Here is a 23144-nt window from a genome sequence, read left to right as displayed (position 1 = left end):
TTCGTCTATCAGGGAGGAAAGCCGGAACGGGGTTCGCCCCGCCCGCCGCTTTCGCGCCGGATTTGCCGTTTTTCGCGTTATTGCCTGCCTTCCCTTTACCGACGTTGCCGATGACAGCCGCCCACGAGCCTTCTTCCCCGCCGTCCCTCGACGCTTCCCCCGGCCGCCCCGCGGCGCGCCTGATCCTTGCGCTGCTGCGCGAAAGCCGCGTGTCGCTCACGCTGGCGCTGACCGCCTGCGTGCTGAACGGTGTCGCGAGCGTGCTGCTCGTCGCGACGCTGAACCGCGCGCTGTCCCAACCGGGCGCCGCCGATGCGTCCCTCGCGTGGCGCTTCGCACTGTGCGCGGTGATCGCGCTCGTCACGCGGATCGTGTCGGGCACGCTGTTCGCCCGCCTGTCGCAGGACACGATGGCGCGGCTGCGCGTGCATCTGGCGCGGCGCGTCGGCGCGGCCGAACTGCGCGACATCGAGCGGATCGGCGCGGCGCCCGTGCAGTCGGTGCTGACCGACGACGCGACCAACGTGTCGATGCTGTTCTTCGCGCTGCCGAACCTGGTCATGCACGGCTCGATCGTGTTCGGCTGCCTCGGCTATCTCGCGTGGCTGTCCTGGCCCGTGTGCCTGCTGGCGCTGGCCGCGATCGTCGCCGGCTCGCTCGGCTATCACACCGGCGACCGCCGCGCGATCGCGGCGCTCGAAGCCGCCGGCCAGGCGCAGGACCGCCTGTTCGGCTATCTCGGCTCGCTGTTCTCCGGCGCGAAGGAGCTGAAGCTGCACGACGCGCGCGCCCGCCAGTTCGTCGACGGCCAGCTCGGCGCCGCCATCGGCGAAGTGCGCGACCACCGCCGCCGCGCGTTCAGCGCGTATGCGGTCGGGGTCGGCTGGATCATCTTCCTGTTCTACGTATTCCTCGGCGTCGCGTCGTTCTGGCCGCAGCTCGGCGTGCATGCCGACCCGGCCGCGGCCGCCGGCTACGTCGTCGTGTTCCTGTTCATGCTCGTGCCGCTCGACGGCCTGCTGAACAACCTGCCGACCGTCAACGCGGCGCGCGTGTCGCTCACGCGGATCGAAGGCGTGATGGCCGAGTTCGGCGCGCTGCGCACGGTGCCGCCCGCGGCCGATGCGCCCGACATGCCGCCGGCCGGCGCGGTCACGCTGCGCGGCGTCACGCATGCGTATTTCCACGAGCGCGACGAACGGATGTTCAGCATCGGGCCGATCGATTTGACGATCAAGCCGGGCGAGCTCGTGTTCATCGTCGGCGGCAACGGCAGCGGCAAGACGACGCTCGCGAAGGTGTTGACGGGGCTGTACGAGCCCGAGCAAGGCACGATCGAGGTCGATGGCTGCACGATCGGCTGGCGCGAGCGCGCGGCCTATCGGCAGCGCTTCAGCGCGGTGTTCAACGATTTCCACCTGTTCGATGCGCTGCTCGGCATCGTCGACCCCGACGATCCGTCCCGCGCGCAGGCCGATGCGCGGGCGAACGCGCTCGTCGCGAAACTCGCGCTCGACCACAAGGTGAAGGTGGTCGACGGCGCGTTTTCGACGCGCGCGCTGTCGACCGGGCAGCGCAAGCGGCTCGCGCTCGTCGTCGCCTACCTGGAAGATCGCCCGTTCTACCTGTTCGACGAATGGGCGGCCGACCAGGACCCGTCGTTCAAGGCCGTGTTCTACGAACAACTGCTGCCCGAGCTGCGCGCGCGCGGCAAGGCCGTGATCGTGATCACGCACGACGACCGCTACTTCGATCTCGCCGACCGTCTGTTGAAGCTCGACAACGGGCGCATCGTCAGCGACACGCAACCGGCGCGCCTGCGTGCGCAGGATGGCGTCGATGCGCTGAGCGCGTAACACGACACCGACGGTCGATCGAAAAAATCGCCGACACGCTGCGATGGCAGCGTGTCGGCGATTTTCGTTTCAGCGGGGGATTCGACTGACGTGTCGCGAAACGGAAAGGCGGAAACCGCGTGTCGTCAGGCCGGTCGCCGCGCCCTGCCCGTCAAATGCAGCGTCGTCCGCGGCTCGAAGCGCGCCCGGCGCTCAACGCACGGCCGGCAGCTTCAGCATCGTATCGGTCATCACGTCGGCCAGCTTCAGCGCCGACATCGGGCCGCCGAATCCCCAGATATTGCGCTCGATCAGCGCGATCCGGTGCTCACGCAGCGCGGGCACGAAACGCCATACAGGCGAATCGAGTTTCGACGACAACGGCACGTCCATCCCCGACGCGGTCACGAACAGCACGGCCAGGTCGCGCTGCCGCAGCAGATCGGCCGACGTCACGTACAGCGTGCCCTCCCGCGTCGGCTTCCGCGGCCACGGATCGAGCCCGAGCGCGCGCGCGAGGCCCGCCGACGTGCTGTTGCCCGTATAGGCCCAGTAACGATCGGGCAAGCCGAGATCCTGCAGCAGCGCGACGCGCTCGCCGTGGCGGCCCGCGGCCGCGAGCCGCGCCGCGTTGCGCGCGATGCCGGCGTCGAGTTGCGCTTCGACCGCCTGCGCGCGCGCGTCGCGCCCCGTCACCGCGCCGATCGTCCGGAAGATCTGCCGCATCCAGTCGAGCTGCGTGACCGGCACGCCGTCTTCCGACACGTTCGGGCTGAACTGGAACAGGATCGTCGGCGCGATCCGGTCGAGCGCGTCGAAGATCGGCGCATGCCGGAAACCGACGCCGATGATGAGATCCGGCTTGACCGCCGCGATCGCCTCGAGCCCCGGCTCCTGCCGCGAGCCGATGTCGGTCACGTGCGCGAGCTGCTCGCTGCGGTAGCCGAGCCAGCCCGGGTAGAACGCGGTATCGGCCATCCCGACCGGCACGAGGTCGAGCGCGATCACGCTTTCCGCGAACATGAAGTCGAGCGCGACCACGCGCTGCGGCCGCACGGGCATCCTCGCGCTAGCCTGCGACACGACGGGATTGCCGGCCAGCGACACGCCGCCCTGCGCACCGCCGGCGCCTCCGGCCACGGAAGCGGCGGCCGCCGACGCGGAAAACGCGCCGCAGCACGCGGCGCCGAGCGCGGCCGCGAGCGTGCCGAGCACATGCCGGCGGCCGGCGTGCGTCACCGGATCGCGTCCTGCCCGGCCAGCGCCGCGTCGTCCATCGTCAGTAGCAGGGGGCAGCTTCCACACAGTTGCGTTTCTCCAGGAATTTCGTAGCGCAGGCAGCACACGCGGCGCGCGCGAAACGGCGTCGGCAGCAGCGGCGAGCGCGGCACGGCATCGCGCACGGGCTGGCGCAGCGGATTCGATTCGCCGCGCACGCAGGCCGAACCGAACAGCCAGTCCGCATCGCGGACGGGATCGGCCGCGCACGGCAGCGAACGATACGTATCGAGCAGATAGTCGAGCAGGTTGCCCGCGTTGCTCCACAGCACGCGCGGCGTGACGCGGCCCATTGCCGCGAGCAGGTCGATCACCGCGCCGAGATGCGCGACGAGCCCCGCATAGCGCGGCTCGGGTTCGTCGCACGGCGCGCCGAGCGCGTCGCTCGCGAAATACAGCGCGGCCGGCATCCCGTCGTCGAGCGCGACGAACGTGCGTTCGGGCGTCATGTCGAGCGGACGGCCGAGCGTCAGCGCGGCGACGACGCCGGCCGGCGCCGCGCGGCCGAAATAGTATTTGCTCCATTGCGACATCAGCGCGCGCGCATGCTGCGCGGGATCGCCGCCGTAATGGTCGACCATCGCGCCGAGCACGGCGTCGCGGTGCGCGGGCAACGCGCTGACGGGCACGATGACGCGCCCCGGCGCATGCGCGTCGTCGGGCATGCCGAGCCACACGACGTCGAGGTGCTCGGCGAACGGTTCCGGCGCGAACGCCGAAAAGCGCGTGGCGCGCGCGCCGTCGAGCGCCGGCGTCATCGCCCCGCGCGCCGGGCGCGGCGCCCCTCGAGAATCAGCAGCCCGAGCAGGTACGGCGCGCCGATCAGCGCGGTCAGCACGCCGGCCGGCACTTCGCGCGGCGCGACGACGGTGCGCGCCGCCAGATCCGCGACGCCGAGGATCAGCGCGCCGCATGCCGCCGCGAGCCACAGCCGCGTGCGATGCCGGCGCGCGCCGAGCATCGTCGCGACGTGCGGCGCCATCAACCCGATGAAGCCGACCGGCCCGACCGCCGCGACGGCCGCGCACGCGGCGAGCGTCGCGATCGTCAGCGCGAGCGGCCGCAGCGCGGCCACCGGCAGGCCGAGCGCGGCCGCCTGATCGTCGCCGAGCGCGAGCATGTCGAGCGGTTTCGCGAGCCACGCGAACACCGGCACCGCGAGCACGCACCACGGCAGCAGCATCGACACCTCGCCCCAGCTGCGACCGTACGTGCCGCCGACGAGCCACACGACGAAGCGCGCGGGCTGCACGCTTTCCTGCGTGATCAGCCATTGCGCGAGCGTGGTCCACAGCGCGCCGATCACGATGCCGGTGAGCGCAACCGCGAGCGGCGCGTAGCGATGGCGGTGATTCAGCGCGAGCGTGATCGCGAGCGACAACCCGCCGCCGATCAGCGCGGCGGCGGCAAGCGTCGCATGGCCCATCAGCGGCCACGTCGACAACGCGAACAGCGTGACGAGCCCCGCGCCCTGCGTCACGCCGAGCACTTCGGGGCCCGCGAGCGGATTGCGCACGACGCTCTGCATCGCGACGCCGCTGACTGCCAGCAACGCACCGGCGAGCAGCGCGCACAGCAGGCGCGGCATGCGCAGGTCGATCAGCATCCGCGCGAGCGCGTCGTGACCGGACAGCGCGGCCGACCAGCGCGCGGGCGACAGCCATTCGGGGCCGGCCGACACGCCGACGAACACGACCAGGCCGCCCGCCACGACGAACAGCACGGTGCGCAACGGCCAGCCGAGCCGTTCGAGCCAGCCGACGAGCCGCGTCGAGCCGCCGCCCGCCGCGCGTTCGCCATCCGCATGCAACACGCCCGACCACGCGGCGCCGCGCCGGATCATCGCGAGCATCAGCGGCGTGCCGACCAGCGCGATCGCGACGCCGGTCGACAGCGTCGCATCGAGGCCCGACGCGAGCACCGCGCTGTCGGTGACGAGCACGAGCGCACCGCCGGCGAGCGCCGACAGCGGCACCAGCACGCCGAGCCGCGCCGCGCGCGCGCCGCGCACCTGGCGCAGCAGGTTCGGCGCGACGAGGCCGACGTACGACAGCGGGCCCGCGATGCTGACGGCCACGCTCGTGAACGCGACCGCGACGATCGTCGCGGCGAGCCGCGTCGCATCGACGCGCACGCCGGCCGCGGCCGCCGCATCGTCGCCGAGCGTGAGCGGATTCAGCGGCCGGATCACGAACGGCAGCGCGACGAGCGGCACGACGAGCCAGCGCGCGGCGAGCGCGAGGCCCGTCGCGCCCGGCTGGTACAGGCTGCCGTTGGTCCACAGCGCGGCGCCCGCGATGTTCTGCTCGAAAAACGCGAGCACGAGCGTCGACAGCGCCGCGAACAGCAGCATGCAGACGCTGCCCGCGAGCACGAGCCGCAACGGCGTCGCGCGCCAGCCGCCCGCCGCGACGATCGCGCAGGCGGCGGCCGCGAGCCCGCACACGAACAACAGCGGCACCGACGCGACGCCCGCCAGCGCCGGCACCAGCATCGCCGCGAGCAGCCCGAGCTGGGCGCCGCCCGTCACGCCGAGCAGGTCGGGCGACGCGAGCGGATTGCGCGTGAGCGACTGGAACAGCGCGCCGGCGATGCCGAGGCAGCCGCCCGCGACGAGCGCGGCCGCGACGCGCGGCAGGTTGAGGTCGAACAGGAACACGTGCGCGAGCGCGGCGGCATCGCTGCCGGGCGCCGCGGCCCACCACACGCGCAGATCGGGGGCGATCCGCAGCGCCGCGAGCAGCGCGATCAGCGCGACGAGGCCGAACGCGATCGCGCCGGCCCGCCCCTTCGCCGCGCCCCTGCCCGTCGCCGCGAGGCGCCTGCGCATCGCGAACGTCGTCATAGGGCGAGATCCCGGTCGAAGACGCCGGCCGCCTGTGGCGGTGCGCCGTCGGTCGACGGCCCGTAGGCCGGCACGCACATCGGCGCGCCCGTCTGCGGATGCGCGAGCTTCAGCATCTCGACGCCGAACGCCGCGCGCAGTCGCGCCGGGTCGAGCATCGCGTCCGGCGTGCCCTGCGCGACGAGGCGGCCCGCGCGCATCAGCACGATCTCGTCGCTGTACGCGGCCGCCTGGTTCAGGTCGTGCAGCACCCATACGATCGTCAGCCCGCGTGCGCGGTTCAGCGCACGCAGCGCATCGAGGATGTCGAGCTGGTGATGAATGTCGAGATAGGTCGTCGGTTCGTCGAGGAGCACGATCGGCGCCTGTTGCGCGAGCGCCATCGCGATCCACGCGCGCTGGCGTTCGCCGCCCGACAGCGCGCCGACGTCGCGTTCCGCGTCGCCCGCGAGGCCGCTCGTGTCGAGCGCCTCGTCGATCGCCGCATGATCGGCCCGCGACAGGCCGCGCAGGAAGCCGCCGTACGCATAGCGCCCGTACGCGACGAGCTCGCGCACCGTGAGGCCCGACGGAATCTGGTTGAACTGCGCGAGCATCGTCAGCTCGCGCGCGAGCGCGCGACGGCGAAACGACGCGAGCGGCTTGCCGTTCACGTCGACCTGGCCGGCACGCGCGGGCTGCAGGCCCGCGAGCGTGCGCAGCAGCGTGCTCTTGCCGCAGCCGTTCGGTCCGCACAGCGCGGTTACGCGGCCGGCCGCGATCGACAGGTCCAGCCCGTCGATCACGACATGGTCGCGATATCCCACCGACAGCCCGCGCGCGGCAAGCGCGGCGGTACTACGCGTCATCAATCCTCCGTTCGGTCGCGCGGGACCGTGTAACTCTGCGCCATCGCGACGACGACCTTGCGCGGCCCCTCGAACGGGTCGCGTGCATGCGCGGTCAGCATGTTGTCGAGCATCAGCACGTCGCCGGTGCGCCACGGGAACACGATGCGCTGCTGGTCGAGCACGCCGCGGATCTGCGCGAGCGCATCGGCCTCGAGCGGTTCGCCGTCGCCGTAATACACGTTGCGCGGCACGTTCTCGAGCCCGACCGCGTCGACGAGCGCTTCCTGCATGTCGTCGTCGAGCGCCGACAGGTGAAACAGGTTCGCCTGATTGAACCACACGCGCTCGCCCGTGCGCGGATGACGCGCGACGGCCTGGCAGCGTTCCCGCGTGCGCAGCAGCAGCTCGCCGTCGTCGTCCGTGCGCCATGCGCATTCGATGCCGCGCGCCGCGCACATCCGCTCGACCTCGGCCGGCTCGTCGGTGCCGAACGACTGCTGCCACGGCAGATCGAGCCCCTGCCCGAAATTGCGCACGTACAGCAGCTCGCGTTTCTCGAAGCGCGCGACGAGCGCCGGATCGAGCGCGCGGTACACGGCGCGGCTGTCCGCGATCGGCGTCGCCCCGCCCTTCGGCGCGGCGAGCGCGCAGTGGAACCAGATCCGCAGCGGCCATTCGCGCGTGTACGACTGCTCGTTGTGCAGCGGAATCGCGCGGTGCGGCGGGTATTCGGTCGACGTGTAGACCGCGCCCTCGACCTGGCTGCGCGGCGTCGACGCGTATTCATAGCCGATCAGCGGATCGCCGAACGAGGCCGCGAATTGCTGGAACGTGTCGATCGACGGCACGCGAAAGCCCGTGAACAGCACGCCGCCCGCCCGTTCGAGCGTGTCGGCCGCGATCTCGCGCGCGAGCGGCGCGACGTCGTCGATCGACATCCCGTCGTTGCCGCGCGGCGACACGACGGTGGGCAGCCCCGGCTCGATACGCAGGTCGTCGAGCGTCGGCAACGAAAGCAGGGTCATGCAACGTCCTCTTCAGGTGACGCGCCGCACATGCGGCGCAACGGGTCACGACGCGCGCGTCGCGCGCTCGCCGTCCATCGCGCGGCGCAGGCTCGCGGGGCGCATGTCGGTCCAGACGGTTTCGATATGCGCGAGGCAGTCGGCCTTCGGGCCGCTCACGCCGACTTCCCGCCAGCCGGCGGGCACGGGCCGGAACGTCGGCCAGATCGAATACTGTTCTTCGTCGTTGATGACGACCGTATAGACGAGATCGTCGGTGTCGGCGGAAGGCGTCGGGGCTTGCGTCATGATCGGAAATCGCTGGGCGGTTGAAGGAAGCGAAGCGGCGCATTCGGCCGCTCCTGTCTGATAGACGGTTGGGCGGCGCGTTTTTTTACCGCCGCCGTGCGCGGCCGCCCAGGAACACCGGGCAGGCGACGCCGCGGTGGCACGCGTCGAGGCATTCCGCGCAATGGCGCTCCGCGTCGCGTACCATGAAATGCACGAGCGTCTGCGACACGTTCAGCGCGCGCGCCGCGGTCTGCAGCGTCTCCTCGCGCAGCCGCACCATCTCGAACGCCGCCCGGCTGCGCGCCGGCAGGTCGTCGAGCGCGGCCCACACGCGCCGCAGCGTATCGCGCGTCATCAGCGCGGCTTCCGGCGTCGGTTCGGACGACGGCACGTCGTAGCCGTCGTCCTCTTCGGTGTGGTAGACGTTTTCGAGGCTTTGCCGGCGGCACGCGTCGATCGATGCGTTGCGCACCATCCGCGTCACGTACGCGACCGGCTGGCGCACCGCGTCCTGATTGGGGAATTCGACGAGCTTCACGAATACGTCGTGCACGACGTCCTCCGCGCGGCTCGCGCAGCCGACGAAGCCGCGCGCGACGTTCACGAGCATCGCGCGATGCGAGATCAGCACGTCGAGCAGCGCGCCCTGCGCACGCGGCTCGGACGCCCGGCGCACGCGCGGCGCGGCGCGCGCCGGCAAGTCCGGATAACTGCCGAGGAACGGGTTTGCCGCTGCCGCCGTCGGTCGGTCGAGCACTTCCGCCATCGCCATCGATCTGCTCCGTCAAATTCCGAGATAAGGGAATTTAACGTAAACGCAAATCATTCTCAATCTGATTACGAGATGACCCTTTGGTTTGTCGGGATTTGTCTGATCAATTGCCGGAATGTCCGCGTTGACGGACAGGATGAACGCGAGGTGTCCGCGGAGCACGGCAAGCTTTCCGCGACAAAGGAAGTTGCCGGACGGCCGAAACGGCCGAGGCCCATGATCGGCTCCACCCTGCATCGACGCACGACGCGGCCGCGCGATCCGCATGGCTTGCGTGACGCCGGCAAGCTGTTTCCGCGATCCGACGGCACGCATGCCGCCGCGCCCCCCGCCGTCAGTAGATGAACAACCGGATCGTCGCCGTCGCATCGAATCGTCCGATCTTCGGCGGGCCGAACGACTTCAGCACCGCGTCCATCGGCACGCTCTGGTTCATCACGTTGGACGCGAACTGAGCCAGCGTGAACTGCTGGTTGAACGGAATGGCCTTGCCCTGGCCATCCTCGATGCCAATCCCGAAATTGCTGTCCTTCGCCGGCACCAGCAAGCCGTTCTGGACCGGAAAGCTCGTTTCGAAATACCCGTCCACCCGCACCGCGACGTTGCATTTCTTGGTCAACGACAGCGAAAAACGCTTGCGCGGCACCGCCGGCATGAAGCCGTTACCGGCCGCCTGCACCTGCCCGAAATTGACGATGCCCGGTTCGGGCGTCACGAGCACGTCGACGAAGCACGGCGTCGGCTTGAGGTTGCGCAGGCCGCTCAGCCGGTACTGGAAGCTCGTGCCGAACGCATTCAGCCCGAACTCGCCGTCGAACTGGAACACCGTGTAGATATCGCTCGGCGGCTGGACCCAGTTGCCCTTCTTGCGCACGACGACCTGGTAGTCGATGCTGATGTTCGTGCGTTGGCAACGCCCGCGGTCGAAGTCGTACCGGCTGCACGGCGGCACCGCATAGCCGGTAAACACCCCGCCGCCGCGATTGCTGGTCTTGTCGAAATAATCGACGCCCTTGTAGCGGATGCCGATCTCGAGCCCCCACGCGACAGGGTCCGTGCGATTCGGATTCGCGTAGAAGTAGACGTTGTCGACGACCTTCAGGCTGCCGGCGTCCCCCAGATCCTTGTAGCAATACCCCGACGTCGTGCGCACCGGCGACACCCAGATCACGTAGCCGTCGGGCGCGTCGGTCGGATACGACGCCACGCCGCCGATCGGCTCGGTCAACGACGTCGCGCCGCTGTTCGTCAGGCAGCGCAGCGCCCACGCCGGCTGCACGGCCGCGATCAGCAGCGCGAGTACGACCCAGCGCAACCATGCCGCCGGCGCCGCCCGATCGCGCATGCCCGCGCTCATTTCTTCACGCTCTTGCACGCACCCGCGTCGCACGCATACTCGACCGCCACCTGCCCACCGTAATCGTCGATATGCGTGACGAACAGCGTCGCTGGCGTCGCGGCCTTGAACGGCACGTCGGCCGTGCTCATCGGGCTCACCATCACCGGCTCGATCGGCACCGGCGTCTTCTGCGCGCCCGCGCTCACGTCGACCACCGTCACGTGGTACGGCGTCGGGTTGTCGAACACCAGCTTGTGCGCGGCCGCATCCACCCGCAGCGTCATCGGCAGCGTCCAGTCCTCGTCGCGCGCGGGCTGCACGGCCTTCGGCCGGTAGAACAGCTTCATCTGCGTATGCAGCGCGATCTGCAGCGTGTTCGGCGTGTCGGTCTTCGGCGGCACTTCGCGGATGTTCAGGTAGAACACCGTCTCGCGATCGGCCGGCAACCCGGTGCCCGGCAGCTTCGCGATCCGCAGCACGTTGCGCTCGTTCGCCTCGATGCGTTGCAGCGGCGGCACGACCATCAGCGGCGACGTGGTCCTGTTGCCCTTCGCGTCCTCGAGCCACGACTGCACCAGATACGGATACGTCGCGCTCTTGTTGGTGATCGTCACGATCGCGGCCTGCTCGCCTTCGTTGAAGATCACGCGCGTGCGATCGGGCACGATCGCCGCCTGCGCGGCGCCTGCCAGCATCGCGCCGGCGCTCGCGAACACGCACAGCGCGCGCCGCGGGAAAGCAAGGGGAAAAGCATTCTTCATCGCTGGATCCATGAAAATCATCGGTCGACCCGCGCGGCCGCCGCATGCGACTCGCCCGGTGTCCGGCACGTCACCGGAATCGGCGTGCCTTCGAGTTGGAGCTGGTTCGGCAGTGCGTCGATCGTGCACAGCGTGCGTTCGCCCGCCCGCACCGCCAGCGCGGATTTCGGCTGAACCTGGGTCAGGAACGCCGCGCCGCCCTCGCCGACGATGCCGAGTTCCTTGCCGTTCGCCGCGTCCTGCACCGACGCGCCGAACGGCAGCGCCTTGCCGGCCGCGTCGGTCAGCGTCAGGTACAGGTTGCTGCCGCGCGCGGCGGAGAACTTCACGAAACCGATCGCGCCGTCGGTCAGCACCATGCGCTGGATCGGGTTCGTCACCTGCACTTCGAGCGGCAGCTTCTCGACGTTGACGGTCGCGTCGTACACGTTGTAAGGCGAGATGCCGTCGAGCACCGCGTAGCCGCGCGAATCGGTGCGCGTGAGCGTGCCGGACAGCGGCACGTCGGGCACGCCGTCGGTCGACACCAGCAGCCGCGTATCGCCCGCATTGCCGTTCGCGTGCGCGGACACGCCGTACTGCGTCGCGACGAACGAGCCGTCGACTTCGAGCGACGCGGCCGCATACGCATTGGCGAGCGTCGATGCCTGCGCGGTGAGCTGGTACGCCGACGTGCGCTGCCGGACGCTCGCGTTCGCCGACGCGCGGCCGCCGGTCTCGCCCGCATTGACCTGATAGGTGCGGCCGGCCGGATCGTCGTAGATGTAGCCGGCGTTCACGCTGGTGCTGCCGTTGCCTGTCGTCAGGTTCGACGTGACGGTGTGGCGGCCGCCGATCGGCAGCGTCGCGGTGACCGAGAACTGGTTGCCGCTCGCGCCGGCGCTCTGCGTGCGGAATGCCGACACGCTGACGTTCAGGTTGCGCAGCGTGCCGATCGAGAACGCGCGCGTGAGCGTCAGGCCGACGCGCTGCTCGTTCGCACGCGCCCAGTAGGTCGTCTGGTCGTAGGAAAAATAGGTCGACGTGTCGCCGAAGCGCTTCGACAGCGTCGCCGAATAGCGTTGCTTGCTGTTGGCGAGGCCGTACGCGGTCGGGTCGCCGGAAAACTGCGCGAAGCTGGTGTACTCGCGCTCCGAGAAGCGATAGCCGAAGAAGCGCACGTCCGCGTCGAGCCCGTCGAAGTGCTTCGAATAGTTGATGCGATACGAGTTGCCGTTGCGTGTCGCGCCGTTCCACCACAGGCGCGCCCGCGCATGCGTGACGTCGGCCGACACCGCGCCGAAGGCGCCGAAATCGCGACCGACGCCGAGCGCGATCGACGTATAGCCCGACGCGGCGATGAAGCCGCCATAGGCGGTGACGTCGAACGGCAAACCGTACGCGATTTCGCCGAAACCGAAGAACGGCGTGACGCCGGCGCCGCCGAACAGGCGCGGCTTGCCGACCGCTGCCTTGTAGCGCAACTGGCCGGTACGCGCGAGGAACGGCACGGCGGCCGTCGTCACCTGGAAGCGCTGCACGCTGCCGTCCTCTTCCTCGACCGCGACGTCGAGCGTGCCCTGCACGCTCGTGTTGACGTTCTGCAGCGCGAACGCGCCCGGCGACACGCGCGTCACGTACAGCACGCGGCCGGCCTGCGACACGGTGACGGTCGCGTTGGTGCGCGCGACGCCCGAGATCAGCGGCGCATAGCCGCGCAGCGACGGCGGCAGCATGCGGTCGTCGCTGCGGATCGACGCGCCCGTCAGCGCGAACGTGTCGAAAATGTCGGAGCTCAGGTAGTCGTCGCCGAACGTCACCGTCGACTGGATCGACGGCAACGCGCGAAACGCATACAGCCGGCTGAAGCGGAACGTGCGGTCCGCGTACGCGGTGTTGCCCACGTTCGATTGCGCCTGGTAGTCGCCGCGAACACGCCACGCCTCCCAGTTCGCGCCGACCGTCCCGTACGCCTGGATCGCGTTCGTCTGGCCGCCGCCCGCACCGAAGTTGCGGTTCGTGTTCGCGATCACGCGATAGTCGAGCATCGCGCCGGGAATCCCTTCGGACCAGTGCTCCGGCGGCAGGTAGGTCGAATCGGTGAACTCGAGCGCGGCCTGCGGAATCGTGATCTTGAGCCGCCCGTCGCTTTTCAGGTAACGCACGGTCGCCCCTTCGATCGCGGCCAAGTCGACGCAACTGCCGCCCCGGAAACGCGGCAGGTCCTTGACCAGCGACGGCTTCAGGCCGAACCGCGCGACGAGCGCCGGTCGCAGGCACGGCTTGCCCGCGCCCGTCGCATCGACCGCCACGAATTCGATCGGCTGCAATCCGAGATACAGGTCGTTGACCTGCACGTCGAGCATGTACTCGCCGGGCAGCGTGAAGTCGGCTTGCGAGAACTGCGACAGGTCGACGTTGCGCGTTCCGTCGATGTCGAGGAACGACGAATTGAATTCCGTCGCCTGGCTCTGGCTGCCGACGACCAGCACGGAGACGCAAAGGAAGGAATGTCTGATTCGCACGCGGTGCTACCGGGAGTCCGAGGAGAACGGAAACGGGAGGAAAGATGAAGGAGGAAGGCATGCACGCCCCCTCCTCCGGTACGGACGCTTACTGGTAGCGGACCGTGAAGTTCGCGACGCCGTCGGCGGTACCCGGCGTCACGCCGGCTGCCGTCGCTTCGTACATCGCCGCGAAGCGCGCGATGTTCGTGCCGTTCTGCAGCACGGTCGGCGCCTTCTGCTCGGCGCCGTTGTCGAGGTATTCGCCCGACGCGGCCTGCAGGCGAATGCCGACGTTGGTTGCCGAACCGATCGTGGCGAGCAGCTTCGGCTGGCCCGCGCTCGACGTGCCCGTGAACGTGAAGTACGCGTTCTTCGCGACGCTCGTGTCGCAATCGGTCAGCTTGATGTCGAAGTTGGTCGGCGTGGACTTGTCGCCGGCTTGCTTGAACACGTTGGTCGGCACCTTGCCGAGGTTCACGGTCTGGTTGACCGAGCCCGAATCGATGCCGCATGCGCCCGCGACGATCTCGCCCGTGAAGTTGATCGTGCCGGTGCCCGCCGCGAAGGCCGAGGTGGACAGGGCCGCGAGTGCGACAGCGCTCAGGATGGATTTTTTCATGACGTTTCCCGTGAGAAATGCAAATGGAATGGACAACGTGACGGACACAAACGGCAGCGTATGGCGGCTCCCGCCCGGCACGAGGCGTGCATTATCGAGATAACCATGAAAGATTTTTGTAAATCATTGTCAAATGCATCTGACAATGTTCGATTTACCCCTCCAAAACGCCATTCTTTCTTTTTGATTTCCAATGACGGGGATTTTATCCGCAGTCCTTTTTGATTTCCCGGAACCAATTGAAGATTAAGGGAATTTCTTTCCGACAACCACCGGCACCGCGTCCTTCCTTGCTGGTATTGGCTTGCGCAAGGCCGACGCTCAAAGGACAAAACATTGTCCAATGCCGCCATCGTTGTCCGATTACAACTCGAATATCGAATCATTTTCAACTGACAGGAAATTAACGATGGCATTTCATCAACACGGATTTATCACGCAAACGATTGCGCAAGAATACAAACGTTTTACCGCGACACTTTGCCGTCGCCATTCATTCCAATATGTTGATTAATCCAATCGTCAATTACCGAACTTGAATCGCATGCATGCGCGGCCGCTGGAACGCGGCCGGCATGCCCCATTGGACGAGATGAAACGGGAAGGAACGCGACACACGTTTGCGCCGGAGCGCGACACGATCGGTCGCCGGGTGCGGATGGCGGGCAAGCGGCCTGCGCCCTGCCGGGAGATGAAAAGGATGCGGGGAACAGCGCCAGGAAGCGCCGATGCCGAGCGGCAAAAGGCGGCCGCACGACGCATCGTACGGCCGCCTTCATGTCGCCCGACCCGCTGCGGCGTCAGGCGATGCGTGGCAGCTCGCACGTCACGCGGAAGCCGCGGCCTCCGCCGTAGCCGGCGCCCAGCCGCCGCCGAGCGCGCGATACAGCGCGATCGCGTTCGCGAGCCTGAGCTGCCTGAGCCGGATCAGCTCCTGTCCCGACTCGTACGTGCTGCGCTGCGCGTCGAGCAGCTCGAGATAGGTCGCGACGCCGCCCGCGTAGCGGCGCTCCGCGAGCTTCAGCCGCGCGCCGTCCGCCGCATACACGTCCTGCTGCGCGGCGAGCTGCCGGTCGATCCAGTCGCGTGCGGCGAACGCATCGGCCACTTCGCGAAACGCGGTCTGCACCGCCTTCTCGTATTCGGCGACCGCAATGTCCTTGCGTGCGTGCGCGGCGTCGAGATTCGCGCGATTGCGGCCGCCCGCGAAGATCGGCAGCGTGATGCGCGGCGCGAACGTCCACACGCTCGTGCCGGCCGCGAACAGGCTCGAGAACGCGTCGCTCACCGACCCGTAGTCGGTCGTCAGCGCGATGCGCGGGAAGAACGCCGCGCGCGCCGCGCCGATGTTCGCGTTCGCGGCCTTCAGCCGCGCCTCGGCCTGCCGGACGTCCGGCCGCCGTTCGAGCAGCGCGCTCGGCGCGCCGGGCGCCACGGGTGCGATCGACAGCGTGTCGAGCGCGGTCGCGTCGTCGGGCACGTTGCGCGCGAAGTCGCCCGCCAGCAATTGCAACGCCCGTACGGCCTGCGCATGCTCGCGCTGCAGCGCGGCCTGCGACGCGCGCGCGGACGCCACCAGCATCTCGGCCGACCGCAGCTCGATCGCGTCGCTCGTGCCGGCGGCATAGCGGCGCTGCGTGAGCGCGGCCATCCGTTCGCGCGCATCGAGCGTGCGCCGAGCGAGTGCCCGTTGCTCGTGCAACGATCGTTCGGAAACGTACGCGCCCGCCACTTCGGCGATCACGCCGATACGGACCGTGCGCTGCGCATCGGCGGTCGCGAAATACTCGGCGAGCGCCGCGTCGGACAGGTTGCGCACGCGGCCGAACAGGTCGAGCTCGTATGCGCTGACGCCGACGCCCGCCCGATACAGCCCGCTGATCGCGCTTTCGCGCACGACCGGGTCGTACTGGCGCGCGCGTTCATAGCCGAGATTCGCATCGACCGACGGCATCCGGTCCGCGCGCTGCACGCCGTACAGCGCGCGCGCTTCCTCGAGTCGGCCGGCCGCGATCCGCAGGTCGCGGTTGTTCGCGAGCGCCGCGTCGATCCACGCCTGCAGCGCGGGATCGGTGAAATAGGCATGCCAGTCGTCGAGCAGCGCGGCATCCTGTGCCGCGCTCGATCGGGTCACCGGCGCCGTACTGCCGTCGACCGGCGCATAAGTCGCCGGCACAGGCGCCGTCGGACGCTCGTAACGCGGTGCGAGCGAGCACCCGGCGAACCCGGCGAGCGCGAGCGCGGCGGCGAGCGCGAGCGCGGCGGCCAGCGCGAGCGGAGCCCGCCGCGCGGCGCGTGCATTCAGCGCGAACATCATGGTTGCGAACCCTCCATCGTCGTCGGCTGCGCGCCGCCGCGCCGGCGCGGCCCGACGTCGAACAGGCGGCCGACGATCACGAAAAACAGCGGGACGAGGAACACCGCGAGCACGGTCGCCGTGATCACGCCGCCGAGCACGCCGGTGCCGATCGCCGTTTGCGCGCCGGACGCGGCGCCCGACGCGAACGCGAGCGGCAGCACGCCGACGCCGAACGCGAGCGACGTCATCACGATCGGCCGCAGCCGCAGGCGCGCGGCCTCGAGCGCCGCGTCGACGAGCGACATGCGCTGCGCGACGAGATCCTTCGCGACTTCGACGATCAGGATCGCGTTCTTCGCGGACAGCCCGATCGTCGCGATCAGCCCCACCTTGAAATAGATGTCGTTCGGCATCATCCGCAGCGTCACGCCGAGCACCGCGCCGATCACGCCGAGCGGGACGACCAGCATCACCGCGAACGGAATCGACCAGCTCTCGTAGAGCGCCGCGAGCGCGAGAAACACGACGAGCACCGACAGCGCGAACAGCATCGGCGCCCGCGCGCCCGACAGCCGCTCCTCGAACGACTGCCCCGACCACGCATAGCCGATGCCGGCCGGCAGCTTCGCGGCGATCCGCTCGATCGCGGTCATCGCCTCGCCGCTGCTGTGGCCGGCCGCGGCCGAGCCGTTGATCGTGAACGACGGATAGCCGTTGTAGCGCGTGAGCTGTGGCGGCCCCATCGTCCAGTGCAGCGTCGCGAACGCCGCGAGCGGCACCATCTCGCCGCGCGCGTTGCGCACGCGCAGCTTCTTCACGTCGTCCGGATCGAGCCGGTGCCGCCCGTCGGCCTGCACCATCACGCGCCGCACCTGCGTGCCGTGCATGAAGTCGCCGATATAGTCCGAGCCGAACATCACCGCGAGCGTCGTGTTGATCTCGTCCATCGACACGCCGAGCGCGGACGCCTTCGCGCGATCGATGTCGAGCTTCAGCTGCGGCGCGTCCTGCGTGCCCGCGAACATCAGGTCGGTGAGCGCGCGATCCTTGCCGCCCGCCGCGAGCAATTGCTCGCGCGCGGCGCTGAACGTCGCGTAGTCGAGCCCGCCGCGGTTCTGCAGCCGGAAGTCGAAGCCGCTCGACGAACCGAGGTCGGGCAGCGCCGGCGAGTTCATCGCGAACACCGTCGTGTTCGGCGTGCCCGCGAAGCGTTCGTTGATGCGTGCGACGATCGACTGCACGTGATCGCGCGCGGCCTTGCGTTCGTTCCAGTTCTTCAGCGTGACGAAGATCATCCCGCCGTTCGGCCCTTCCCCGTACAGGTTGAAGCCGCCGAGCGCATATGTATAGGCGGCCGGCTCGTCGCGGCGGATCGCCGACTCCACGGCGCGCACGCTCTGCATCGTTTCCGCGAGCGGCGTGCCTTGCGGGCGGATCACCATCACCATGAAGTTGCCCTGGTCCTCGTCCGGCAGGAATGCGGTCGGCAACTGCGTGAGCATCAGCGCCGCGGCCGCGGTCAGCGCGCCGTACACGACAAGCCAGCGCAGCGGCTTCTTCAGCATCGCGCCGACCCGCGTCGCATAACGCTGCGTCGCACGCGCGACGAAACGGTTGAACCAGCCAAAGAAGCCGCGCTTCTCGTGATGGTCGCCTGACACCGGCTTGAGGAGCGTCGCGCACAGCGCAGGCGTCAGCGACAGCGCGAGGAACGCCGAGAAGCCGATCGACACCGCGAGCGACAGCGCGAACTGCCGGTAGATGTTGCCCACCGCGCCGCCGAAGAACGCCATCGGCACGAACACCGACGTCAGCACCACGGTGATTCCGACGATCGCGCCGCCGATCTGCCGCATCGCCTTGACGGTCGCGTCGTACGGCGCGAGCCCCTCCTCGACCATCAGCCGCTCGACGTTCTCGACGACGACGATCGCGTCGTCGACTAGGATGCCGATCGCGAGCACCATCCCGAACATCGTCAGCACGTTGATCGAGAAGCCGGCCGCATACATCACGCCGAACGTGCCCGCGAGCGCGACCGGCACGACGAGCGTCGGAATCAGCGTCGCGCGCAGGTTCTGCATGAACAGGAACATCACGAGGAACACCAGCACGCCGGCCTCGATCAGCGTCGTGACGACCTTGTTCATCGACACGCGCACGAACGACGACGTCTCGTACGGGATCTGGTATTTCACGCCCGGCGGGAAGTATCGGGACAGCTCGTCCATCGTCGCGCGCACGCGCTTCTCGGTAGACACCGCGTTCGAACCCGGCGCGAGCTTGATGCCCATCCCGGTCGCGACCTTGCCGTTCACGTACGACGGATAGTTGTAGTCGTTGCCGCCGAATTCGATGCGCGCGACGTCGCGCAGGAACAGCGCGGCGCCGTCGGCCCGCGCGCGCAGCGCGATCGCGCCGAAATCGGCCGGCGTCTTCAGCGGCGCGTCCGCGAACACGGTCGCCGCGATCGGCGCGCTGTCCGGCACCGCGCTGCGGCCGATGTCGCCGATCGTCACGCGCGCGTTGTGCGCGCGCACGGCCGACGCGATATCCGACGCGGTGAGGCCGTGCCCGGCCAGCTTCACCGGGTCGGGCCAGATCCGCATCGCATATTCGGCGCCCCAGAACTGCACCTTGCCGACACCCTCGACGCGGCGCAGCGCCTGCACGACGTTCGCCGACGCGTATTCGCCGAGCTGCACGTCCGTCATCCGGCCGTCGTCGGACGTCAGCGACACGACGAGCTGGATGTTGTCGGCGGCCTTCTCGACCTGGATGCCGTCGCGGCGCACGGGCTCGGGCAAGCGCGCATCGACCGTCTTCAGCCGGTTCTGCACTTCGACGGCGGCAAGATCGGCGTTCACGCCCTGCTTGAACGTCAGGTACAGCGACGCCGCGCCGGCGCTGCTCGTCGCGGACGTATACAGCAGCCCCGGCGCACCGTTCATTTCGCGCTCGATCAGCGCGGTCACCGATTCCTCGACGACCTGCGCGGACGCGCCCGGGTACGCCGCATAGATGCTGACGACGGGCGGCGCGATGTCCGGGTACTGCGCGACGGGCAGCGCGCGGATCGCGAACAGGCCGCCGAGCATGATGAAAATGGCGATCACCCACGCGAACACGGGGCGATCGATGAAGAAACGTGCCATGTTGATTTGAACCGGTCAGGTTTGACGGGCGGCCGCCTGCGATGCGGCTGCTGCCGGCGCCGCCTTCGACGGCGACGCCTTTTCGACGGGCTGGACGGCCGTATCGGGCGCGAACTGCGCGACGTCGTCGACGATCACGCGCTCGCCGCCCGCGAGGCCGCGCGTGATGCGCCAGCCATGGCCGCTCATCTGGTCGGCCGCGACCTCAACGTCCTTGACCTTGCCGTTCGCGCCGACGACACGCACCGACGTACGGTCGGCCGTGCGCAGCAGCGCGTCGCGCGGCACGAGGATCGCCCGCTGGTCCACCGCCGTGTCGAGCGCGATCCGCACGTACGCGCCCGGCAGCAGCTCGCGCTCCGGATTCGGGAACAGCGCGCGCATCGCGACGGTGTCGGTGGTCGGATCGACCGCGAGATCGCTGAACAGCAGCTTGCCCTTCAGCGGATACGCGGTGCCGTCGGCGCGCAGCAGCGTCACCGCGACGTCGTGCTGCGCGATGCCCGTCGCGCGCCCGCTCTTCACCGCGCGGCGCAGTGCGTCGACGTCGGCGGCCGGCTGCGAGAAGTTCACGTAGATCGGATCGAGCTGCTCGACGGTCGTGAGCGGCGTCGCCTGGTCCTGGCCGACGAGCGCGCCCTCGGTCACGAGCGCGCGGCGTGCGCGGCCCGCGATCGGCGCGGTGACGGTCGCGTAGTCGAGTTGCAGTTGCGCGCGCGCGAGTTCGGCCTTCGCCGACGCGACCTCGGCCTTCGCCTGCGTATCGGCTGCGACGGCTTCGGTGTGGTCGCGCTCGCTCACCGCGCGATCGCGCACGAGATCGTCGTAACGGCGACGCTTGTCGGTCGCCGCGAGCGCGGCGGCCTGCGCCTTCGCGAGCGCGCCCTGCGCGGCGTCGCGCGCGGCCTTCAGCGGCGCGGAATCGATGCGGAACAGCACCGCGCCCTGCTTCACTTCCTGGCCTTCCTCGTAAGTGCGCGCGGTGACGATGCCCGCGACTCGCGCGCGGACTTCCGCCTGCCGGTACGCGTCGAGCCGGCCCGGCAGTTCGACGGTCATCGGCACGGCCGTCGGGCGCACCGTCACGACGGTGGCCTGCTTCGCGGTCTCCGCTGCGGTGTCCTTGTCGCCCTTTCCGCATCCGGCCACGGCCAGCAGCGCCGCGAGCGCGAACGGCGCCAGCCGCATGCGGCGCCACAGGGTGCGTGTGTTATTCATGTTCCGACCTCGGATCGTTCGCCGCCGATACAATGCGGCGGCTCAGGGTGGCCGATTATAATCAGTCACGACTGATTAAATACATCCGCTTTCAATCGGCTGACGCACTGTCTCAATAAAACGACAGCGAACTGTAAGGAATTTCACGACATGGCCCGCAAGACCCGGGAAGAATCGCTCGCCATCAAGCACCGGATCCTCGACGCCGCCGAGCTCGTGCTGCTCGAAAGAGGCGTCGCGCAAACCGCGATGGCGGACCTCGCCGAGGCGGCCGGGATGTCGCGGGGCGCCGTCTACGGCCACTACCGCAACAAGATGGACGTGTGTCTGGCGATGTGCGATCGCGCGTTCGCGCGCACGTCCGAAGGATTCGACGCGGGCGACGGCCTGCAGCCGCTCGCTACATTGCGGCGCGCCGCGTCGCACTACCTGCAGGAATGCGGCGAGCCGGGCCCGATGCAGCGCGTACTCGTGATCCTCTATACGAAATGCGAGCAGAGCGAGGAAAACGGCGCGCTGCAGCGGCGGCGCATGCTGCTCGAGCTACAGATGCTGCGGATCACGAAGGCGCTGCTGCGTCGCGCGATCGCAGCCGGCGAAGTTGCCGCCGATCTCGACGTGCATCTGGCCGCCGTCTATCTCGTGTCGCTGCTCGAAGGCGTGTTCGCGTCGATGATCTGGACCAACCGGCTGCGCGGCAATCTGTGGAACGACGCCGAGGCGATGCTCGACGCCGGTTTCGACGCCGTGCGCACGTCCGCCGCGCTGCGTCGGCGCACGCAAAAATTGCCTGACCAACGAAAATCGTCGTAACAAATGCTGATTTAACCCGACTTACCGCAGTGCGAAACGAGTGAGCCGACCCTCTTTAAAATTTTTAACGTTTCGCGGAACATCGGTAGACTGACGCTGTCATCTTTCTTTAGCGTCTTCGTGATAACCGGGTTCGACCCGGTATGCACGCCGCCGTTCGAAGCGGGCACCGCCCCGCAGGTTGGGTCGAACGGAAACGACACAGGCCCCTGGCGGCGCCTGTTTTGTTGCACGCCCGCCGCCCGCCCCGTCGCCGTTCGACGGATGTGCCGCCGGCGGCCCCCGCCCACACCCCTTTGAACCGCTTTCCTGGATGTGGACACCTTGGTCAAGCCTGTCGCAACCCCTGATGCCGTCGCGCCCGGTCGCGCGCAGCGCGCCGTGCGCGCGCTCGTGCCGGCTGCCGTGCTCGGCGCCCTCGCCGCATTCGGCCTCGCCGCCGCGCTGCCGGCCGTGTCGCAATTGCCGGGCGCCGTCGATTCGGGCACGGCCGCGCTGCCGCAGCGCGTGCTGTCCGATACGCCGTTTCCCACCGCGCAGCATTTCGTGACGAGCGAGCTCGCGCGCACGATCGGCGAGCGCAACGAACATCTCGATCGCAACAACGATCGCAGCCTGCAGCCGGGCCTGTTCGCGCCGCTCAGCGCGCATCGCAACGACATGCTCGGCTACACGAGCCTGTTCCAGTTCGCGTCGCCCGATCACCGGCAAGGGATGCGCGCGGGCGATATCGAACTCACACTGTCCGATACGCTGAACCGTCTCGACGTGCCGCCCGAAGTGCGCATCCAGCTCGGCGACCTCGTCACCGGCAAGGTCGCGATGCGCGCGAGTGCGCAGCGCGGCGACTATTACCGCGTCGCGTTCGACACGAACGACGGCACGCCGCGCCTCACCGCGCTCGAGCTGCGCGTCGCCGGCCGCACGTTCGGTGCGATCTGGTTCCGCGCGCCGGGCGCCGAGCACGGTGCGTACTACACGCTCGACGGTTCGCCGCTCGAAGCCGCGGCGTTCACGATGCCGGTCAAGTGGACGCGCATCAGTTCGTTCTTCGGCGAGCGCATCCATCCGCTGTCGCAGGCGATGGCGTTCCATACGGGCGTCGATCTCGCCGCGCCGAGCGGCACGCCGGTCGATGCGGCGGCCGACGGCGTCGTGTCGTTCGTCGGCACCGATCCGGGCGGCTACGGCCGCTATGTGATCGTCGATCATGCGGACGGCTATTCGACGTACTACGCGCACCTGTCCGCATACGCTCGCGGGCTGAAGGTCGGCGAAACCGTGAAGCAGGGCCAGCGCATCGGCTCGGTCGGGATGACGGGCGCGGCCACCGGCCCGCACCTGCACTTCGAGGTGCGGGTTGCGAACGATCCGGTCGATCCGCTCGTCACGCTCGCGAACGCGCAGACGGGGCTGTCCGACATGCAGCTCACCGCGTTCCGCCAGGAAGCCGCGCAATGGCGCTTCCGCCTCGCGTCGATCAATAAGACGCCGTTCGCGTTCGCGCAGAACGACGGGCCGCTGTGGGGGGATTTCGCGACCGGTTCGTCGACGCTGCGCGCGGTTTTCGATACGCACTACTCGGCGGAACGAGGCTGA

At 69.0% G+C, this 23144-nt stretch carries 17 protein-coding genes; 3 read left to right on the top strand and 14 right to left on the bottom strand.

Annotation, left to right across the window (positions count from 1 at the left end; all coding sequences use genetic code 11):
- Positions 1–110 precede the first annotated feature (110 nt).
- A complete protein-coding gene (locus tag AC3IFE_RS02575) occupies positions 111–1856 on the top strand; it encodes a cyclic peptide export ABC transporter (RefSeq protein WP_089467408.1) in 1746 nt (581 codons plus the stop codon).
- Positions 1857–2048: 192 nt separating this feature from the next.
- Here the strand turns inward: AC3IFE_RS02575 and AC3IFE_RS02570 are convergent, their stop codons facing one another.
- The 14 genes from AC3IFE_RS02570 to AC3IFE_RS02505 form a co-directional block, all read right to left on the bottom strand.
- Positions 2049–3074 carry an ABC transporter substrate-binding protein gene (locus AC3IFE_RS02570; protein ID WP_489189504.1) on the bottom strand — a complete coding sequence of 342 codons (1026 nt, stop codon included), beginning with the start codon at positions 3072–3074 and terminating at the stop codon, positions 2049–2051.
- A complete protein-coding gene (fhuF, locus tag AC3IFE_RS02565) occupies positions 3071–3871 on the bottom strand; it encodes a siderophore-iron reductase FhuF (RefSeq protein ID WP_489189503.1) in 801 nt (266 codons plus the stop codon). Before fhuF ends, AC3IFE_RS02570 begins: the two co-directional genes overlap by 4 nt.
- Complete coding sequence (gene fhuB / locus AC3IFE_RS02560; protein ID WP_489189502.1) at positions 3868–5958, bottom strand: Fe(3+)-hydroxamate ABC transporter permease FhuB; 2091 nt, start codon at positions 5956–5958, stop codon at positions 3868–3870. Before fhuB ends, fhuF begins: the two co-directional genes overlap by 4 nt.
- Positions 5955–6806: an ABC transporter ATP-binding protein gene (locus tag AC3IFE_RS02555; protein WP_489189501.1), complete on the bottom strand. Its 852-nt coding sequence runs from the start codon at positions 6804–6806 to the stop codon at positions 5955–5957. Before AC3IFE_RS02555 ends, fhuB begins: the two co-directional genes overlap by 4 nt.
- Entirely contained in the window at positions 6806–7813 is a 1008-nt protein-coding gene (locus tag AC3IFE_RS02550; protein ID WP_069620685.1) for a TauD/TfdA family dioxygenase, read from the bottom strand. The genes AC3IFE_RS02555 and AC3IFE_RS02550 overlap by 1 nt, the downstream gene beginning before the upstream one ends.
- Before the next feature lie 45 nt (positions 7814–7858).
- On the bottom strand, positions 7859–8101 hold the full coding sequence (locus AC3IFE_RS02545; protein WP_006476052.1) for an MbtH family protein: 243 nt from the start codon (positions 8099–8101) through the stop codon (positions 7859–7861).
- Positions 8102–8186: 85 nt separating this feature from the next.
- A complete protein-coding gene (locus AC3IFE_RS02540) occupies positions 8187–8855 on the bottom strand; it encodes an RNA polymerase factor sigma-70 (protein ID WP_489189500.1) in 669 nt (222 codons plus the stop codon).
- A gap of 334 nt (positions 8856–9189) precedes the next feature.
- Positions 9190–10212 (bottom strand): fimbrial protein, encoded by a 1023-nt coding sequence (locus tag AC3IFE_RS02535; protein WP_089467401.1) that lies wholly within the window; start codon positions 10210–10212, stop codon positions 9190–9192.
- Positions 10209–10955 (bottom strand): fimbrial biogenesis chaperone, encoded by a 747-nt coding sequence (locus AC3IFE_RS02530; protein WP_489189499.1) that lies wholly within the window; start codon positions 10953–10955, stop codon positions 10209–10211. The genes AC3IFE_RS02535 and AC3IFE_RS02530 overlap by 4 nt, the downstream gene beginning before the upstream one ends.
- A gap of 17 nt (positions 10956–10972) precedes the next feature.
- The gene (locus AC3IFE_RS02525) at positions 10973–13459 is read right to left on the bottom strand and encodes a fimbria/pilus outer membrane usher protein (RefSeq protein WP_489189498.1); all 2487 of its coding nucleotides are present in this window, start codon (positions 13457–13459) and stop codon (positions 10973–10975) included.
- A gap of 88 nt (positions 13460–13547) precedes the next feature.
- Complete coding sequence (locus tag AC3IFE_RS02520) at positions 13548–14060, bottom strand: fimbrial protein (protein ID WP_301739057.1); 513 nt, start codon at positions 14058–14060, stop codon at positions 13548–13550.
- 826 nt (positions 14061–14886) lie between these two features.
- On the bottom strand, positions 14887–16374 hold the full coding sequence (locus AC3IFE_RS02515) for an efflux transporter outer membrane subunit (RefSeq protein WP_489189561.1): 1488 nt from the start codon (positions 16372–16374) through the stop codon (positions 14887–14889).
- Positions 16374–19514 (bottom strand): multidrug efflux RND transporter permease subunit, encoded by a 3141-nt coding sequence (locus tag AC3IFE_RS02510; RefSeq protein ID WP_489189497.1) that lies wholly within the window; start codon positions 19512–19514, stop codon positions 16374–16376. The genes AC3IFE_RS02515 and AC3IFE_RS02510 overlap by 1 nt, the downstream gene beginning before the upstream one ends.
- Before the next feature lie 15 nt (positions 19515–19529).
- Complete coding sequence (locus tag AC3IFE_RS02505; RefSeq protein WP_489189496.1) at positions 19530–20732, bottom strand: MexX/AxyX family multidrug efflux RND transporter periplasmic adaptor subunit; 1203 nt, start codon at positions 20730–20732, stop codon at positions 19530–19532.
- A 150-nt stretch (positions 20733–20882) separates the two neighbouring features.
- Here AC3IFE_RS02505 and AC3IFE_RS02500 point away from each other — a divergent pair, with 150 nt between their 5' ends.
- On the top strand, positions 20883–21545 hold the full coding sequence (locus AC3IFE_RS02500; protein WP_489189495.1) for a TetR family transcriptional regulator: 663 nt from the start codon (positions 20883–20885) through the stop codon (positions 21543–21545).
- A gap of 324 nt (positions 21546–21869) precedes the next feature.
- Complete coding sequence (locus AC3IFE_RS02495; RefSeq protein WP_489189494.1) at positions 21870–23144, top strand: M23 family metallopeptidase; 1275 nt, start codon at positions 21870–21872, stop codon at positions 23142–23144.

The sequence above is a fragment of the Burkholderia sp. APQ4-4ca genome (assembly GCF_057837105.1).
Note: the sequence above shows the minus strand (reverse complement) of the source record. Positions and strands in the feature narration are given on the sequence as shown.